This is a genomic window from Mycobacterium sp., from assembly GCF_035314905.1.
Lineage (GTDB): Bacteria > Actinomycetota > Actinomycetes > Mycobacteriales > Mycobacteriaceae > Mycobacterium.
This window is the reverse complement of the sequence record NZ_DATFYW010000205.1, coordinates 57,701-75,780: the sequence shown is the minus strand read 5'-3', so window position 1 is coordinate 75,780 and position 18,080 is coordinate 57,701. Positions and strand designations below refer to the sequence as shown.

Genomic DNA, 18,080 nt, shown 5'->3' with positions numbered 1-18,080 from the left:
CCCTGGGACTGTGGCATGAGCGTGGGCCCCTGCTTGGGTAGATTGATCGTCGACCATGATCACCCTGTCTCCCTCCCGGCCGGTGTCGGCAACCGTCCCGGCGGCTGTGCTCACCCCCGGGACGGGCACTCGGAGGGCGGGGTTCTACCGGCACGACCTGGACGGCCTGCGGGGTGTGGCGATCGCGCTCGTCGCGATGTTCCACGTCTGGTTTGGCCGCGTCTCGGGTGGTGTAGACGTCTTTCTGGTGCTGTCCGGCTTCTTCTTCGGCGGCTCGGTGTTGCGCACTGCGCTGACGCCGAACTCGTCGCTTTCGCCGATTCCCGAGCTCAGGCGTTTGGTCCGCCGGTTGCTTCCGGCGCTCGTCGTCGTGCTTGCCGGGTCGGCCCTGCTGACCATCCTGGTCCAGCCGCAGACGCGCTGGGAGACGTTTGCTGACCAAAGCCTGGCGAGCCTCGGCTACTACCAGAACTGGGAGTTGGCGAGCACCGCGTCGAACTATCTGCGCGCCGGTGAGGCGGTCAGCCCGCTGCAGCACATCTGGTCGATGTCGGTGCAGGGTCAGTTCTACGTCGCGTTCCTGGCGCTGGTCTTCTCGTTCACTCTGGTGTTCCGCCGCGTTCTCGGCAAATACCTTCGGGTTTCGCTCGTGATCCTGCTGACGTCGCTGACGGTCGGGTCGTTCGTGTTCGCGGTCTCTGCGCACGCGGCCAACCAGTCCACCGCCTACTACAACAGCTTCGCCCGGGCGTGGGAGCTGATGTTGGGCGCGCTCGTCGGCGCGCTGGTGCCCTACGTCCGGTGGCCGATGTGGCTGCGGACCGCCGCTGCGACCGTCGCACTGGCGGCGGTCCTGTCGTGCGGCGCGCTCATCGACGGCGTCAAGGAGTTCCCCGGCCCGTGCGCGTTGGTCCCCGTCGGTGCGACGGTCTTGATGATCCTCGCCGCAGCAAACCGGCAAGCCGATCCGGCCACCCGCGACCGGATGCCGGTTCCGAACCGTGTGCTGGCGGCGGCGCCGCTGGTCACACTCGGCGCGATGGCCTATTCGCTTTACCTGTGGCACTGGCCGCTGCTGATTTTCTGGCTTGCCTACAGCGGACACCGGAGCGCAGGTTTCGTTGACGGGGCGGGCGTGCTGCTGGTGTCCGGCGCGCTGGCATACGTGACCACCAGGTACGTCGAGAACCCGCTGCGCTATCGGGCCGCCGCGGCTGACGCGCGACCCAACCCGGTGCCGCTGCGGGTGCGGTTCCGCCGCCCGACGATCGTGCTCGGCTCCGTGGTGGCGCTGCTCGGGGTGACGTTGACGGCCACGTCGTTCACCTGGCGCGAGCATGTCACGGTGCAGCGCGCCAACGGCAGGGAACTGGCCGGGCTGTCGGCCGCCGACTATCCCGGCGCGCGCGCGTTGATCAACCACGTGAGGGTGCCCAAGCTGCCGATGCGGCCGACGGTGCTCGAGGCCAAGAAGGATCTGCCCGAGACCACGATGGACGGCTGCATCAGCGACTTCCTCAACCCGGCGCTGATCAACTGCACCTACGGGGACAGGTCCGCCGTCCGGACGATCGCACTGGCAGGCGGCTCGCACGCCGAGCACTGGATCACCGCACTGGATCTGCTCGGCAGGCTGCACCACTTCCGCGTCGTGACGTACCTGAAGATGGGTTGTCCGCTGTCCACGGAGCCGGTCCCGCTGATCGTTGGCGGCAACATTCCCTACCCGCAGTGCCGCGAGTGGGTGGACAAGGTGATGGCCAAACTCGTCGCCGACCGTCCCGACTACGTCTTCACCAACAGCACCCGCCCCCGGCGCGCCGAGCACGGTGACCTGATGCCCGCGAGCTACATCGGCATCTGGCAGATCTTGTCCGACAACAACATCGGCATACTCGGTATCAGGGACACGCCATGGATGGTCAAGGAGGGCGGACCGTTCGAGCCCGCCGACTGCCTTGCCGACGGAGGGAATCCGAGCTCGTGCGGGATGAAGCGCTCCGACGTGCTCGACGAGCGCAACCCGACCCTCGACTTCGTGGCGGAGTTTCCGCTGCTCAAGCCGCTGGATATGACGGATGCGCTGTGCCGCAAGGACGTCTGCCGCGCCGTCGAGGGAAACGTGTTGGTGTATCACGACTCTCATCACCTATCGGCCACCTATGTCCGAACCATGACCGCCGAGCTGGGACGCCAGATCGGCGGGGCCACCGGCTGGTGGTGACACGCCGCGCAGCCGATCCCTGGCGCCGATAGGGTCGAATGATGTCTTCGCTCGAACCAGCCGTCGATACCGGACCGATCCTTGCGACGGTCTGGCCGGGAACGCCGTATCCGCTCGGCGCCACCTATGACGGCGCGGGCACGAACTTCTCGCTGTTCTCGGAGGTCGCGGACAAAGTCGAACTGTGCCTGATCGACCGGGACGGTTCCGAGGACCGGATTCGCCTCGACGAGGTCGACGGCTTCGTCTGGCATGCCTACCTGCCGACCGTGACGCCCGGGCAACGTTACGGCTTCCGGGTGTACGGTGCGTGGGATCCGGCTGCGGGACATCGCTGCGATCCCAGCAAGCTGCTGCTCGACCCGTATGGCAAGGCTTACTGGGGGGATTTCGACTACGGCCCCGCGCTGTACTCCTACGACACCACCAAACACGACGAGTCCGCGTCCGGACCGCCACCGGGCATCGACTCGCTCGGGCACACGATGACCAGTGTGGTGGTGAACCCGTTCTTCGACTGGGCCTCCGACCGGTCGCCGCGGACCCCGTACCACGAGACGATCCTCTACGAGGCCCACGTCAAGGGCATGACGCAGACGCATCCGGGTATTCCGGAAGAGCTGCGAGGCACCTACGCGGGGTTGTCCCACCCGGCGATCATCGACCACCTCAGGTCGCTCAACGTCACCGCGATCGAGCTGATGCCGGTGCACCAGTTCATGCACGACCACCGCCTTCTCGAGCTGGGGTTGCGCAACTACTGGGGCTACAACACGTTCGGTTACTTCGCCCCGCACAACCAGTACGCATCTGTCCGGCACGCGGGTGGCGCGGTGGCCGAGTTCAAGACGATGGTCCGCACCTTCCACGAGGCCGGTATCGAGGTGATCCTCGACGTGGTTTACAACCACACCGCAGAGGGCAATCAGCTCGGGCCCACCATCAACTTCCGCGGCATCGACAATGCCGCCTACTACCGGCTGGTCGACGGGGATTTGCGCTACTACAAGGACTACACAGGCACCGGCAACAGCCTCAACGCCCGCCACCCGCACACGCTGCAGCTGATCATGGACTCGCTGCGTTACTGGGTGCTGGAGATGCATGTCGACGGGTTCCGGTTCGACCTGGCCGCCACGCTGGCCCGCGAACTGCATGACGTCGACCGGCTGTCGGCGTTCTTCGACCTGGTGCAGCAGGACCCGGTGGTCAGCCAGGTCAAGCTGATCGCCGAGCCGTGGGACGTCGGCGAGGGCGGCTACCAGGTCGGCAACTTCCCCGGCCTGTGGACCGAATGGAACGGCAAGTTTCGCGACACCGTCCGCGACTACTGGCGAGGCGAGCCGGCAACGCTCGGCGAGTTCGCGTCGCGGCTCACCGGCTCGTCCGACCTGTACGAGGCCACCGGCCGCCGGCCGAGCGCCAGCATCAACTTCGTCACCGCCCACGACGGCTTCACCATCAACGATCTGGTCTCCTACAACGAGAAACACAATGAGGCCAACGGCGAGGGCAACCGCGACGGCGAGAGCCACAACCGCTCCTGGAACTGCGGGGTGGAGGGTCCGACCGACGACCCGGAGGTCCTCAAGCTGCGCTACCGGCAGATGCGCAACTTCATGGCCACGCTGATGCTGTCCCAGGGCACCGCGATGATCGCGCACGGCGACGAGATGGCACGCACCCAGCTCGGCAACAACAACGTCTACTGCCAGGACTCAAAGCTGTCGTGGATGGACTGGTCGCTGGCAGAGAAGAACGCCGACCTGCTCGAGTTCACCAGAAAGGTCACCCGGCTGCGCAGGGATCACCCGGTGCTGCGGCGTCGGCGCTTCTTCGCGGGCACACCGATCCGCACCGGCGCGCAGGTGCGCGACATCGCGTGGCTCGCGCCGGCGGGCCAGGAGATGACGCCGCAGGACTGGGGCAGCGGGTTCGGCAAGAGCCTCACGGTGTTCCTCAACGGTGAGGCCATCCCCGAACCCGATGCGCGCGGCTTCCCGGTCGTCGACGACTCGTTCCTGCTGTGCTTCAACGGCCACGACGAGCAGCTGGATTTCGTGGTTCCAGAGGGCATTTACGGCAAACAGTGGTCGGCGTGCCTGGACACCGCCGACCCGGTGGGCGCCACGTCGCTGGTGGTCATGGCCGGCGAGAAGATCTCGCTCGTGGGCCGTTCGGTGATCGTGCTGCGCAGAGCAGCGTGACGCCGCAACACCCGGTGGTTTCCACCTACCGGCTGCAGCTGCGGGGGGACGCGTTTACGTTTGCCGACGCCGAGAAACTGCTGGACTATCTCGATGACCTGGGCGTCTCCCACGTCTACCTGTCGCCGATTCTCACCGCGGTCTCCGGATCGACGCACGGCTACGACGTCACCGACCCGACGACGGTGTCCGGCGAACTCGGGGGCGCCGACGGGCTGGCGCGGCTCTCCGCGGCGGCCAGGGCGCGCGGCATGGGGCTGGTCGTAGACATCGTGCCCAACCACGTCGGGGTCGACGAACCCGCGCAGAACCCGTGGTGGTGGGACGTGCTGAAGCATGGCAGCGACTCGGCGTACGCGCGGTTCTTCGACATCGACTGGTCGTCTGATAATGGCGTCGGCGGCAAGCTGGCGCTGCCCGTGCTGGGATCCGACGACGACGTCGCCGACCTCACCGTCGACGGCGACCTGCTGCGGCTCGGCGATCTTGCCTTTCCGATCGCGCCGGGAACCGGCAACGGAAGCGGTCCCGACGTGCACGACCGCCAGCACTACCGCCTGATCGGCTGGCGTCGCGGTCTGTGCGGGTATCGGCGGTTCTTTGCGATCACGTCCCTGGCAGGGCTGCGTCAGGAAGATCGCGAGGTGTTCGATGTCGGCCACGCCGAGGTGCGGCGCTGGTTCACCGAAGGGCTGGTCGACGGGGTGCGGGTCGACCACCCCGACGGCTTGTCCGACCCCGTCGGGTACTTGGCGTGGCTGCGGGAGCTCACCGGCCCGCGGGCGTGGATCGTGATCGAGAAGATACTCGCCGTCGACGAGGCACTGGACCTGACGCTGCCGGTGGCCGGCACGACAGGATACGACGCGCTGCGTGAGGCGGGTGGGGTGTTCGTCGACCCTGGGGGCGAGGCGCAACTGACCGAGCTGTTCTCGTCCACGGGCATCGACTACGCGACCATGCCGGATCTGGCGCGGGACCTCAAGGCCGCTGTCGTGACCGACACGCTCGCCAGCGAACTGCGTCGGGTGCGCAGGACGATCTCGGCCGCGACAAACGCCGGGCACGCGCAGCTGGCCGAGGCCCTGGTCGCGTTGATCAGCCACATCGGGGTGTACCGCTCCGACTACCCGACGCTGTCGGCGGTGCTGCCGAGTGCACTGGCCGACACCGTGTCCGACGCGCCGGAGCTGGCCGATCCGTTGCAGATCGTTGCCGCGGCGCTTGCGCGAACAGCAGAAAGTTCCGTGCGGTTGCAACAGCTGTGCGGCGCCGCGACCGCGAAGTCGATGGAGGACTGCCTGTTCTACCGCGATGCCCGGCTGGTGTCGCTGAACGAGGTCGGCGGCGATCCGCAGCGCTTCGGGATCAGCGCGGCCGAGTACCACCACCGCGCGGCCGCGCGCGCCCGGATGTGGCCGCGTGCGATGACCACGCTGTCCACGCACGACACCAAACGCGGGGAGGACGTCCGCGCCCGCATCGGCGTGCTCTCGCAGGTGCCCGCGCTGTGGGCTCGGCTGGTCGGCGGGTGGGAACAGCGGGCGCCCTCCCCCGACCCGGTGACCGGGCTTTTCCTGTGGCAGAACATCTTCGGAATCTGGCCCGCCGACGGCGCCGTGACGCAGGAGCTGAGGGACCGGCTGCACGGCTACGCGGAGAAGGCGATCAGGGAGGCCGGCACGCACACGTCGTGGAACGATCCCGACACGAAGTTCGAGTCGGCCGTCCACGATTGGATCGACACCGTGCTCGACGGCGACGTCGCCGGGGAGCTGACCGGCCTGGTCGCCCAGCTCGACCGGCACGGCCGCAACGACGCGCTGGGTCAGAAGCTGTTGCAGCTCACCGGCCCGGGGGTGCCGGACGTCTATCAGGGCACCGAACTGTGGGAGGACAGCCTCGTCGACCCGGACAACCGCCGACCCGTCGACTATGCGGCCCGGCGGGCCGCCCTGGCATCCCTGGAGCACCCGAAGATCCGGGTGACTGCGGCAGCGCTGCGGCTACGGCGTCACCGTCCCGACGATTTCCTGTTCGGGTCTCACACGCCGGTGCTGGCCGGCGGTTCTGCACGCGAGCATGTTGTCGCGTTCACCCGCGGTGACGACGTGCTGGTCGCGGTCAGCCGCTGGACCGTGCGACTGGCCGAAACAGGATGGGGGGACACGGTTCTTGCGCTGCCTGAAGGCGTGTGGACGGACAAGTTGACCGGGCGGCGATGGACTCACGGCGTCGAGGCGATGGACTTGTTCGCCGAGCTGCCCGTGGCGTTGTTGGAGAGACGCGATGCTTGAGTTCGCGGTATGGGCGCCCAAGCCCGACCGGGTGAGGCTGGACCTCGACGGGACTCTCCATCAGATGGCACGCGGAGACGACGGGTGGTGGCGGGCCACCGTGCCGGCTCGCCCCGACAGCCGCTACGGCTTCGTGCTCGACGACGACCCGACGGTTCTGCCCGACCCGCGCTCGCCGCGCCAGCCCGACGGTGTGCACCAGCGGTCCCAGCTGTGGCAGCCCGACCCGGCGGCATGGACCGATGACGACTGGCGCGGCCGTTCGATCGAAGGCGGCGTCATCTACGAGCTGCACATCGGGACGTTCACACCGGAAGGAATCTTGGACGTCGCGATCGGCAAACTCGACTACCTTGTCGAACTCGGTGTCGACTTCGTCGAGCTGATGCCGGTCAACGCGTTCGGGGGCACCCACGGCTGGGGCTACGACGGCGTGCTGTGGTATGCCGTGCACGAACCGTACGGCGGCCCCGACGGGCTGGTTCGCTTCGTCGACGCCTGTCACCGCCGCGGCCTGGGTGTGCTGATCGACGCGGTGTTCAATCACCTTGGACCGTCAGGCAATTACCTGCCCAGATTCGGCCCGTACTTGTCGGCGGCCGGCAATCCGTGGGGCGAGGGCATCAACTTGTCCGATGCCGGGGCCGACCAGGTGCGACGCTACATCATCGAGTGCGCGTTGCGGTGGATGCGTGACTTCCACGCCGACGGGCTCCGGCTGGACGCGGTGCATGCACTCGTCGACACGACGGCGATTCACATTCTCGAAGAGCTGTCCGCCGAAACCGACGCGCTGTCAAGGCAAGTCGGTCGGCCGCTGTCGCTGATCGCCGAGAGCGATCTCAATGATCCGCGGCTGATCACGGCCCGCGACCGCGGTGGCTACGGGATGACCGCGCAGTGGGACGACGACATCCACCATGCGATCCACGCCGCGGTGTCGGGTGAGCGGCAGGGCTACTACAGCGATTTCGGGTCTCTGGAAACGCTCGCAAAGACGTTGCAGAACGGCTACTTCCACGCCGGCACATACTCGTCGTTCCGTGGCCGCCGCCACGGCAGGCCGCTGGACAAGTCGCTGATCCCGGCCACCCGGCTGATGGCCTACACGACCACACATGACCAGGTCGGTAACCGCGCTGTGGGGGATCGCCCGTCGCAGAACCTCGACTTCGGCCGGCTCGCGATCAAGGCCGCCCTGGCACTCGGTTCGCCATACACCGCGATGCTTTTCATGGGCGAGGAATGGGGCTCCTCGCAGCCGTTCCAGTTTTTCACCTCGCATCCGGAGCCGGAGCTGGCGCGTGCGACGGCCGAGGGCCGCAAGCGCGAGTTCGCCGAACACGGCTGGGACGCAGATGACATCCCAGATCCGCAAGACCCGCAGACCTTCCTGCGGTCGAAGCTCGACTGGAGCGAGGTCCACACCCCCGAGCACGCGCGCCTTCGCCGCGTGTATCAGGGGCTGATCACGCTGCGGCACAACGAGCCTGATTTGGCCGACCCGTGGCTCGGGCATCTGCGCGTCGACTACGACGAGGACAAGCGCTGGATCGCGCTGCACCGCGGCTCGCTGAGCATCGTCTGCAACATCGGGGCGGACGAGGTGGCCGTGCCCTTTACCGGCGACACGGTGCTGGCGTGGGACGAGCCACGAGGCGAGGCGAACCGGACGGTGCTGCCCGGCTACTCGTTCGCGATCCTGCGCTCTACGGGTTGATCAGATAGCGGTAGGCCGGCGAATCCGGGCTCAGCCGTTCGACGTCCATGTCCGAGGCCTCCATCCGGGCCAGGAGGCCCTCGAGATCCTCGGCCGAACCCAGCTCGATGCCGACGAGCGCCGCCCCGGTTTCGCGGTTGTTGCGCTTGACGTATTCGAACAACGTGATGTCGTCATTGGGCCCCAGCACCTGGTCGAGGAATCGGCGCAACGCACCGGGCTCCTGCGGAAAGTCGACCAGGAAGTAGTGCTTGAGGCCCAGGTGCACCAGCGAGCGCTCCAGGATCTCCCCGTAGCGGGACACGTCGTTGTTGCCGCCGGAGATCAGGCAGACCACCGTGGACCCGGGCTCCACCTGATCGGTCTCCAGCAGCGCGGTGACCGACAGGGCCCCGGCAGGTTCGGCGATGATGCCCTCGTTCTGGTACAGATCGAGCATCGCCGTGCAGACAGCGCCTTCATCGACCGTCGTCACCGACACCATGTCGCCCGCCGCGGCCAGCGCGGCATATGTCAGCGTCCCCGCCCGGTTCACCGCCGCGCCGTCGACGAACTGGTCGACGTGCTCCAACGTGACCGGCTCACCGGCCGCCAGCGCGGCGATCATCGCGGCCGCGCCGGCAGGCTCGACGCCGAGCACCGACGTCGCGGTTGTCCGCTCGGCCAGATACGTCGTGATCCCGGCGATGCAGCCGCCACCGCCGACCGGCACCACCACCAGATCGGGCTCGTCGTCGAGCTGCTCGAGGATCTCCGCGGCGATGGTGCCCTGGCCGGCGATCGTCCGCAGGTCGTCGAACGGCGGCACGAGCGTCGCGCCGGTACGCGCGACGTCCTCGAGCGCGGCGGCGGCGGCGAGGTCGTAGGTGGAACCGACCGCGATCAGCTCAATGAAGTCGCCGCCGTGAAAGCGGATCCGGTCGCGCTTCTGCTTGGGGGTCTTGTGCGGCACATACACCCGCCCGTGGATGCCCATCGACCGGCATGCGTGCGCGAAGCCCTGCGCATGATTGCCCGCCGACGAGCACACCACGCCGGCGGCCAGTTCGTCGGCCGACAACTGCATCAGCAGGTTGTAGGCCCCGCGCAGCTTGTACGAGCGGACCGACTGCAGGTCCTCGCGCTTCAGGTAGACCGTGGCACCGGTGGCCACCGAAAGCCGTTCACTGAGCTGCAACGGGGTCGGCGCGACGACCCCGGCAATTCGCTCGGCCGCCGCGTCGATGTCGGCGGCGGTCAGCGCCCCCCCGCGATGGCTCAGGCTCAGTTCGGCAGACACCGGTCAATGGTGCCATGCAACGTCGCAGGTCAGTCAACGCGGGTGAGCACGAAGACCGGGATCTGGCGATCGGTCTTCGTTTGGTAATTCGCATAGTCAGGCCACGCCTGCACCGCGCGGTCCCACCAGGTGGCCTTCTCGTCGCCGACGACCTCCCGCGCCTCGTACTCATGCGTCGCGGTGCCGTCCTGCAGTTCGACCCGTGGGTTGGCCTTGATGTTGTGGTACCAGACCGGGTGCTTCGGCGCCCCGCCCAGCGACGCGACGACCGCGTACTGGCCGTTGTGCTCGACCCGCATCAGCGGTGTCTTGCGCAGCTTGCCGGTCTTCGCGCCGACGGTCGTCAGCAAGATCACGGGCTTGCCCTGCAGGTCGGTGCCGTCGGTGCCGCCCGACTCCATGTATTTCTCGGCCTGTTCCCGGGCCCAATCGACAGGACTTGGTGCATATTCACCTGAGAGTGGCATGCCCACCACATTAGGCGCCGAACGTGTGCAGGCCTAGGCGTGCGTCGCCGCCCTCGGCTCGTGAACCGACTCCCCTGCGGCGGGCGCGTAGAGCTCCTCGATCTCGGCGGCGTACTTCTCGCCGATCTTGCGACGGCGCAGTTTCAGCGTCAGCGTCACCTCTTCGCCGCCGGGCTCCCAGAACGTCGGCAGCACGCGGAACCGCTTGATCTGCTCGACGCGAGAGAGCTTCGCATTGCCCTCGGCCACACCCGCTGCGATCTCGGCGATCAGGTTCGGGTCGGCGGCCAGCGTCCCCGGTGCCGCGTCCGGAAGGCCCCGCCGCTCGGCCTGCGGACCGGCCGCCTCGGCGTCAAGCACGATCAGCGCGGCGTTGTAGGGGCGCGCGTCGCCGATCGTCACCATCGCACCGATCAGCGGGCACGACGCCTTGATGGTGTTCTCGATGTTGGCGGGCGACATGTTCTTGCCGCCGGCGTTGATGATCAACTCCTTCTTGCGGTCGACCACCCGTAGATACCCGTCCTCGTCCATCTCGAGGATGTCGCCGGTGTGCAGCCAGCCTTCCTCATCGATGGCCTCGGCGGTCTTTTCGGGCTCTTTCCGGTAGCCCTTCATGACCAGCGGCCCCCGCACCAGGAACTCGCCGTCGTGGGCGATCTTTCCCTCCAGGCCGGGCAGCAGCTTGCCCACGGTGCCGAGCTTGGCATCCCGCGGATGGCTCAGCGTGGCGATACAGCTCAGCTCCGACATGCCCCACAGTTCGGCGATGGGGATTCCCAGCCCGGCGAAGAACGCAAGTGTCTCCTTGGGGATTGGCGCGGCACCCGACACCGCCCACCGGACTTGATCGAAGCCGAGTTTCTCCCTCAGCTTCGACAGCACCAGCTCATCGGCCTGAGCCCATTCTTGCGCGACGTCATCGGGAACCGGCTTGCCGCTCACCAGCGCGGCGGCGCGTTTCGCGGCGACGCTCGTGCCCCACTGCAACGCCTTGCGTGCTGCCTCGTCTGGTTCGTTCGCCACCACGAATTCGATTCCGGCCTTGAGCTTTTCCCACACGCGCGGCACCGCACCCCAGATGGTCGGGCGCACGTCGGGCAGTGCCGCGGCGATGGCGCGGGTATCAGAGACGACGGTGACCTGGGTGCCGAACACCTCCTGGGTGTACAGGCCGGTCATCCGGTCGGCGATGTGCGCCGACGGGAGAAATGACGTGATGCGGTCGCCGAATTCGACCCCGAGCACCGCTTCCACGGCTAACGCCTCGAACAGCAGGTTGGCGTGGGTCATCTCCACGCCCTTGGGGTTGCCCGTGGTGCCCGAGGTGTAGATGAGCGTGGCGATGTCGTCGGGTTGGACCGCGCGCCAGGCGGATTCGAAGTCGAAGTCGTCGGCGCCCGCGGCCAGCATGTCCGCCAGTGGTGTCGTGCCCTCCGGCGAGCCGTCGATGCAGACGATGTGCTCGACCTCCGCCCCGCTGGCGCGCACCCGGTCGACGTACTGGCCCTCGCAGATCAGAACCTTCGTCCCGGCATTCTCGAACAGATGGGTCAGCTGCTCTGCGGCCAGGGTGTTGTACACCGAGAACGAGGTGGCCCCGATGTGCTGCGCGCCCACATCGAGTGGATAGAACTCGATCCGGTTCGCCATCATCAGCGAGACGGTGTCGCCCCGTCGCACCCCGAGCGCGGACAGCCCGGCCGCCACCTGACGCACCTGTGCGGCGTAGTCGCGCCAGGTCAGGGTCTGGGTGTCGCCCGGTGTCCGCAGCGCGACGGCGTCCGGATCGATGGTCGCGGTTCGCTGAAAGGCTTCACACAATGTGGCCGGTCGCGGGTCGCTCATGGCCGGTTAGCCTACGTCGCTCACACTGTGCTGATGGACAACATTCACGAACCCGGGCCGCCGCACGAGGACCTGACGCACACAGCAGGACACCTGACCGGGCAAGCCGGGGCACGGCTGCCTTCATGGCTTCGGCCGGGGGATCCGGAGAGTCGCTGGCCCGTGCTGTTGGCGCTGGTCGCGGCGATCGTCCTGCAGGCGGCGATCCCTGTGCCATACACCCTGGTCCCGCGCTGGCCGCTGATCGCGATGGAAGTCGCGCTGCTCGTTGTCCTGCTGATCATCAACCCGGTGCGGCTCAACCGCGCGACCAGGGTCGGCAAGGTCGCCACCGTGGTGCTGCTGGCCGCGATCACGGTTGATAACACCGCCTCGGCCATCATTTTGGACTACAACATCTTGACGGGACAGGTCAGCAACAACGCGGCCGTGCTCCTCGGTAGCGGCGCGGCGATTTTCGGCACCAACATCATCGTCTTCGGCATCTGGTACTGGGAGCTGGACCGCGGCGGCCCGTTCACCCGCGCCGGCGTGAAGCAGACGAAAAAGCACGTCTATCCGGATTTCATGTTCCCCCAGATGGCAAATCCGGATCTGGCACCCAAGGATTGGCAGCCCACTTTCATCGACTACCTGTACACGAGTGTGACGAACGTGATGGCGTTCTCCCCGACCGACACGATGCCGTTGTCGCCCAGGGCCAAGGCGATGATGACTCTGCAGGCCATAGTCGCGGTCTCCACGCTGGCCCTGGTGATCGCCCGCGCCGTCAATGTGCTGCGCTAGCGCCCAGGAGCCAACCTCGCGATCTAACCGCCCAGGCAGCCCGGCCCGAGTAGTGCCTTCAGATCGCCCATCAGCGCCGATGACGGTGTCACCCGCAGCGACACATCGAGTTCCAGAGTGGTGATCCGGTCACCGCTGATCAACCGCAGGTGCACCTGCGAGGTGCCGGGATGGCGCGCCAGCACCTGCTTGAGCGCCGCGACCTTGTCGACGGTGCACTGTCTGGTCGGTATGCTGACCGCCAGCGGCCGGTTGAGCTGAGCCGATGAAAAGTCAGGAACCACAAGGTCGCTGGCGATCAGGCAGACGCGGTCGTCCTGTGCCCGCACCTTGCCGTTGATCACCACCACGGCGTCGTCGGCGATGTCGGCGCCGAACGTCGAGTAGGTGTGCGGGAAGAACATCACCTCGATGCCGCCGGTAAGGTCTTCCAATTGCGATGACGCCCAGGGCATTCCGTTCTTGTTGACGCGGCGGTTAACTCCGGCGAGGATGCCGCCCACCCGAACCTGCGCCTCGTTCGGCACGTCGCCGTCCAGGATCGCCGGAATCGGGGTGTCGACCTGGTTGACCAGCAGGTGCGCCACACCGTTGAGCGGATGCCCGGACACATACAGCCCCAACATTTCCCGCTCCAGGGCCAGCTTGTGCTTGTCGTCCCACTCCTCGTCGGGGACCCTGATGGTGAACACCGGCTCGGCGCCGGCGTCCTGGCCGCCGAACAGGTCGAACTGGCCCATCGCCTCGGCCTTCTTGGTTCCCAGCACCGAGTCGACCGCGTCGGTGTGCACCAGGAACAGGCCCTTGCGCGGATGTCCCAGCGAGTCGAACGCGCCGGCCTTGATCAGAGACTCGGTGACCTTCTTGTTGCACGCCCCGACGTCGACCTTGTTGAGGTAGTCGGAGAAGTCGGTGAATTTGCCTTTCTCGCTGCGGGTTTGGATGATCGAGCCAACCACGTTGGAGCCGACGTTGCGAACCGCGCCAAGGCCGTAGCGGATGTCTGCGCCGACCGAGGCGAAGTTGAGCCCTGACTCGTTGACGTCCGGCGGCAGCACGGTGATGCCCAGCTTGCGGCAGTCGGCGAGGTAGACCGCGGCTTTGTCTTTGTCGTCGCCCACCGATGTCAAGAGCCCGGCCATGTATTCCGCGGGAAAGTTCGCCTTGAGGTAGGCCGTCCAGTACGACACCATGCCGTACCCGGCGGCATGCGATTTGTTGAACGCGTAGTCGGCGAACGGCAGCACGGTATCCCACAGCGCCTTGATCGCGCCCGGCGAAAAGCCGTTGGCGCTCATGCCTTCCGCAAAACCCTCGTATTCTTTGGCAAGCACCTCGCGCTTCTTCTTGCCCATGGCCTTGCGCAAGATATCGGCCCGTGCGAGCGAGTACCCCGCCACTTTCTGCGCGATGCGCATGATCTGCTCTTGGTAGACGATCAGGCCGTACGTCTCGGCGAGTATGTCGCGCAGCGGCTCGGCCAGCTCCGGATGGATCGGCGTGATCGGCTGGCGCCCGTTCTTGCGGTCGGCGTAGTCGTTGTGGGCGTTCATACCCATCGGGCCCGGCCGGTACAGCGCAATCACCGCGACGACGTCCTCGAACCCGGTCGGCTGCATCCGGCGCAGCAGGTCGCGCATCGGGCCGCCGTCGAGCTGGAACACGCCCAACGTGTCGCCCCGGCTCAGCAGCTCGTAGGTGGCCCGGTCGTCAAGCGGCAGCGACTCCAGGTCGAGCTCAATCCCCCTGTTGGCCTTGATGTTTTCGATCGCATCACCGATGATCGTCAGGTTGCGCAGGCCGAGGAAGTCCATCTTCAGCAGGCCGATGGCCTCACACGACGGGTAGTCCCAGCCGGTGATTATCGCACCGTCCTGAGGCCTCTTCCAGAGCGGAATCGATTCGGTGAGCGGCTCGCTGCTCATGATCACCGCGCAGGCGTGGACACCGGCGTTTCGGATCAGGCCCTCCAGCCCGAGCGCGGTTTCATAGATCGTGCGCACATCGGGGTCCGTGTCGATCAGCCCGCGCACCTCTGCGGCTTCCTTGAAGCGGTCGTGCTCGGGGTCGGTGATCCCTGACAGCGGGATGTCTTTGGCCATGATCGGCGGCGGAAGGGCCTTGGTGATCCGGTCGGCGATCGCAAAGCCGGGCTGGCCGTAATGGATACGTGCCGAATCCTTCAGCGCTGCTTTGGTTTTGATGGTGCCGAACGTAATGACCTGCGCCACGCGGTCGTGGCCCCACTTGTCGGCTGCGTAGCGGACCATCTCGCCGCGGCGGCGGTCGTCGAAGTCGATGTCGATGTCGGGCATCGAGGTGCGCTCAGGGTTCAGGAACCGCTCGAACAGCAGACCGTGCGGGAGCGGGTCGACGTCGGTGATGCCGAGCGCGTAGGCGACCAGCGACCCCGCCGCGGACCCGCGGCCGGGGCCGACGCGGATGTCGACCGAGCGAGCGTAGTTGATCAGGTCGGCCACGATCAGGAAGTAGGACGGGAAGCCCTTCGCGCAGATGACGTCGATCTCGTAGTCGGCCCGCGCGCCGTATCCATCGGGCAATCCGGACGGGAACCGCCGCGCCAGCCCCGCCGCAACCTCGTGGCGCAGCCACGACGCCTGGGTGTGCCCGTCGGGCACCGGGAACTCCGGCATCCGGTTCCGCGGCGTCCACACGTCGTCGTAGGACTGCACCCGCTCGGCGATCGACAACGTCGCGTCGCACGCACCGGGAACGACGTCATCCCAGATCCGGCGCATTTCGGCCGCGGACTTCAGGTAATAGCCGTCGCCGTCGAACTTGAATCGGTTCGGGTCCGACAGCGTCTTGCCGGTCTGGACGCAGAGAAGCGCCTCGTGGTTGTGGGCGGCGTCCCGGGTGACGTAGTGGCAGTCGTTGGTGGCCAGCGGCGAAATCCCGAGCGAGCGGCTGATGTCGAGCAACCCCTCGCGGACCCTGCGTTCGATGTCGAGGCCGTGGTCCATCAACTCGAGGAAGTAGTTCTCGGGGCCGAAGATCTCGCGCCACTTGGCCGCGGCCTCCAGCGCCTCCCGGTAGTGCCCGAGCCGCAGCCGGGTCTGCACCTCCCCCGACGGACACCCCGTGGTCGCGATGATCCCCTCGGCGTGCTCCGCGATCAGCTCGGCGTCCATTCGGGACCACTTGCCGAGTTGCCCTTCGAACGAGGCCAGCGACGACAGCTTGAACAGGTTTCGCAGCCCGGCCGCCGTCTCGGCGACCATCGTCAGGTGCGTGTAGGAGCCGCTACCCGACACGTCGTCGGCCTTCTGGCTCGGGTCGCCCCAGAGAACCCGCCGGCCGTCGAACCGCGAACCGGGAGCGATGTAGGCCTCCACCCCGATGATGGGCTTGATGCCGGCGGCCGTGGCCTCGCTGTAGAACTCGCTGGCGCCGAACATGTTGCCGTGGTCGGTCATCCCGATCGCCGGCATCTCCAGCCGCATGGCCTCGGCCAGCATCGGCGCTATCTTCGCCGCACCGTCCAGCATCGAGTATTCGGTGTGGTTGTGCAGGTGCACGAAGGAACGGTTCATAGGGACGCCAGTCTATGGCGGCCCACCGACGCTTCTCGGCGTGTCGGCGTTCGTGTCCTCGCGCCGCAGCGTGGCTGATCGGCGGCTCAGGAACTCGGCGACGCGGGCGTCGCAGGTCAGCCCCAGCGCCCGGCGATAGGCGACGGCCGCCTCGCTGCTGCGCTTCGCCTTCGCCAGCAGATCTGCGCGGGTAGCCCACCCGGGCTGGAACCGCTGCACGGCTGGGTCCTCGATGGCGTCGAGCGCCGCCAGCCCGGCCTCGGGCCCGTCGATTTCGGCCTCGACCGCCGCCAGCGCGACCGCCGCGCCCAGCGACGGCGCCACCCGCAGCAACCCGCGGTGCAGCCTGCGCAGCGCGGTCCAATCGGTGCGGACGGCTGCGGCCCGGGCGCAGTGTGCCGACTGGATCGCGGCTTCCAGCTGGTAGCGGCCCGGGCGCCCGAACGCGTGGGCCCGGTTCAGCAGGGCCTCGCCGCGCGAGATCAGTGACTCATCCCATGCCAGTGGGTCCTGCTCGTCGAGCGGCACGAACCGCCCGTCAGCGGTGCGCCGGGCCGGTCGCCGCGACTCCGCCAGGCAGACCAGTGCGGCCAGGCCGAGAACCTCCGGCTCGTCGGGCAGCAGCTCGGCGAGCAGAAGCGCCAGGTGCAGCGCCTCGGCGGTCAGCGATTCGGTCCGCGAGTCGTCGGCCTGCCAGTCGATCGCATAGGCGCCGTAGACCGCGGCGAGCACGGCGGGCAGCCGGTCGGCCAGCTCGGCGCGGCCGGGTGTCACGAATGGGATTCCCGCGGCACGGATTCGGCGCTTGGCACGCACCAGCCGCTGCGCCATCGCCGCAGCGGGGACCGCGAACGCCTTCGCGATCGCGTCGGCGTCGACGCCGAGCACCGTCTGCAGCATCAGCGGCGTGCGGATCGAGGTGGCAATCGCCGGGTGCGCGCAGACCAGCATCAGTTCCAGTCGCTTCTCGGGTATCGCGTCGGCGTCCACCGGTTCGAAAGTCAGCGCGCCGCCGTCTGCTTCGCGCAGCTCGTCCGTCATCCGGTACGCGGCCGACTTCCATCGGTCGCGCAGTCTGTTACGGGCCACGGTCAGGATCCAGGCCGGGGGGTTGGCCGGGACGCCCTCGACGGGCCAGCGGGTCAGCGCCCGCTCGAACGCGTCGGCGAGGGCGTCCTCCGCGGCGGCGATGTCCCCGGTGGGGGCCGCCAGCAGCGCGAGCAGTCGACCGTAGGAATCCCGGACCACCTGCTCTACGGCGTGAACCATTCGCCGCGCTCGCTGGTGTATGTCCTGGCGACGGGGCGGATCTCGATCGAGCCCCACTGTGCGGCCGGGTTTCGCTTCGCCCAGTCCAGGGCGCCGTCGAGGTCGGGGACGTCGATGACGAAGACGCCGCCGAGCCGTTCCTTGGTTTCGGCGAACGGGCCGTCCTGGATTTCGGGTGTGCCGTTGCGCACGGTGACTGTGGTCGTCGCGACACTCGGCTCGAGCACCTGGGTGGTGAGCAGCACACCGGCCTCGTCGAGATCTCGTGCATAGGCCTCGAACGCGGCCATCGCTGGGGCCATGTCCTCCTCGGTCAGCCCGATGTCGCCGGCCTCCTGATAGTGCATGAGCAGGCAGTACCGCATGATGTTGTCCTCCGTGGTGTCGATGGTGTCGAGCCTGTCACCGCGATGACGATTCGGACGACGT

The 18,080-nt window shown here is 67.4% G+C and carries 11 protein-coding genes; 5 read left to right on the top strand and 6 right to left on the bottom strand.

Translation table 11 applies throughout. The annotated features are described in order from the left end of the window. The first annotated feature begins 55 nt into the window (after nt 1–55). The 4 genes from VKG81_RS18330 to treZ are packed head-to-tail and all read left to right on the top strand — an operon-like array spanning nt 56 to nt 8,448. The gene (locus tag VKG81_RS18330) at nt 56–2,224 is read left to right on the top strand and encodes an acyltransferase family protein (RefSeq protein ID WP_324397993.1); all 2,169 of its coding nucleotides are present in this window, start codon (nt 56–58) and stop codon (nt 2,222–2,224) included. A gap of 41 nt (nt 2,225–2,265) precedes the next feature. Next, a complete protein-coding gene (glgX, locus tag VKG81_RS18325; RefSeq protein WP_324397991.1) occupies nt 2,266–4,431 on the top strand; it encodes a glycogen debranching protein GlgX in 2,166 nt (721 codons plus the stop codon). Beyond that, nucleotides 4,428–6,728: a malto-oligosyltrehalose synthase gene (treY, locus tag VKG81_RS18320; RefSeq protein WP_324397990.1), complete on the top strand. Its 2,301-nt coding sequence runs from the start codon at nt 4,428–4,430 to the stop codon at nt 6,726–6,728. The genes glgX and treY overlap by 4 nt, the downstream gene beginning before the upstream one ends. After that, the gene (gene treZ / locus VKG81_RS18315; protein WP_324397988.1) at nt 6,721–8,448 is read left to right on the top strand and encodes a malto-oligosyltrehalose trehalohydrolase; all 1,728 of its coding nucleotides are present in this window, start codon (nt 6,721–6,723) and stop codon (nt 8,446–8,448) included. The genes treY and treZ overlap by 8 nt, the downstream gene beginning before the upstream one ends. On the opposite strand, the gene ilvA is transcribed toward treZ, so the two are convergent. Genes ilvA through fadD11 form a run of 3 tightly spaced genes read right to left on the bottom strand, consistent with a single transcriptional unit; the run spans nt 8,438 to nt 12,042 of the window. Continuing rightward, the gene (gene ilvA, locus VKG81_RS18310; protein WP_324397987.1) at nt 8,438–9,727 is read right to left on the bottom strand and encodes a threonine ammonia-lyase IlvA; all 1,290 of its coding nucleotides are present in this window, start codon (nt 9,725–9,727) and stop codon (nt 8,438–8,440) included. The two genes, treZ and ilvA, sit on opposite strands and share 11 nt — an antisense overlap. A 29-nt stretch (nt 9,728–9,756) precedes the next feature. After that, on the bottom strand, nt 9,757–10,194 hold the full coding sequence (locus VKG81_RS18305) for a nitroreductase family deazaflavin-dependent oxidoreductase (RefSeq protein ID WP_324397985.1): 438 nt from the start codon (nt 10,192–10,194) through the stop codon (nt 9,757–9,759). Nucleotides 10,195–10,227: 33 nt separating this feature from the next. Then, nucleotides 10,228–12,042, bottom strand: a complete 1,815-nt coding sequence (gene fadD11 / locus VKG81_RS18300; protein ID WP_324397984.1) for a fatty acid--CoA ligase FadD11 — start codon at nt 12,040–12,042, stop codon at nt 10,228–10,230. 33 nt (nt 12,043–12,075) lie between these two features. Here fadD11 and VKG81_RS18295 point away from each other — a divergent pair, with 33 nt between their 5' ends. Beyond that, a complete protein-coding gene (locus VKG81_RS18295; RefSeq protein ID WP_324397983.1) occupies nt 12,076–12,828 on the top strand; it encodes a hypothetical protein in 753 nt (250 codons plus the stop codon). A 23-nt stretch (nt 12,829–12,851) separates the two neighbouring features. Here VKG81_RS18295 and dnaE read toward each other — a convergent pair whose 3' ends face one another. The 3 genes from dnaE to VKG81_RS18280 are packed head-to-tail and all read right to left on the bottom strand — an operon-like array spanning nt 12,852 to nt 18,016. Continuing rightward, nucleotides 12,852–16,382 (bottom strand): DNA polymerase III subunit alpha, encoded by a 3,531-nt coding sequence (dnaE, locus tag VKG81_RS18290; protein ID WP_324397982.1) that lies wholly within the window; start codon nt 16,380–16,382, stop codon nt 12,852–12,854. 12 nt (nt 16,383–16,394) lie between these two features. Next, nucleotides 16,395–17,651, bottom strand: a complete 1,257-nt coding sequence (locus VKG81_RS18285) for an RNA polymerase sigma factor (RefSeq protein WP_324397981.1) — start codon at nt 17,649–17,651, stop codon at nt 16,395–16,397. Further along, complete coding sequence (locus tag VKG81_RS18280; protein ID WP_324397979.1) at nt 17,636–18,016, bottom strand: YciI family protein; 381 nt, start codon at nt 18,014–18,016, stop codon at nt 17,636–17,638. The genes VKG81_RS18285 and VKG81_RS18280 overlap by 16 nt, the downstream gene beginning before the upstream one ends. Nucleotides 18,017–18,080 lie beyond the last annotated feature (64 nt).

Bases quoted from the DNA above. Each gene is read 5' to 3' on its own strand.
- VKG81_RS18330 (WP_324397993.1), top strand. From the start codon at position 56: ATGATCACCCTGTCTCCCTCCCGGCCGGTGTCGGCAACCGTCCCGGCG.
- glgX (WP_324397991.1), top strand. From the start codon at position 2,266: ATGTCTTCGCTCGAACCAGCCGTCGATACCGGACCGATCCTTGCGACG.
- treZ (WP_324397988.1), top strand. From the start codon at position 6,721: ATGCTTGAGTTCGCGGTATGGGCGCCCAAGCCCGACCGGGTGAGGCTG.
- VKG81_RS18305 (WP_324397985.1), bottom strand. From the start codon at position 10,194: ATGCCACTCTCAGGTGAATATGCACCAAGTCCTGTCGATTGGGCCCGG.
- fadD11 (WP_324397984.1), bottom strand. From the start codon at position 12,042: ATGAGCGACCCGCGACCGGCCACATTGTGTGAAGCCTTTCAGCGAACC.
- VKG81_RS18295 (WP_324397983.1), top strand. From the start codon at position 12,076: ATGGACAACATTCACGAACCCGGGCCGCCGCACGAGGACCTGACGCAC.
- dnaE (WP_324397982.1), bottom strand. From the start codon at position 16,382: ATGAACCGTTCCTTCGTGCACCTGCACAACCACACCGAATACTCGATG.
- VKG81_RS18285 (WP_324397981.1), bottom strand. From the start codon at position 17,651: ATGGTTCACGCCGTAGAGCAGGTGGTCCGGGATTCCTACGGTCGACTG.
- VKG81_RS18280 (WP_324397979.1), bottom strand. From the start codon at position 18,016: ATGCGGTACTGCCTGCTCATGCACTATCAGGAGGCCGGCGACATCGGG.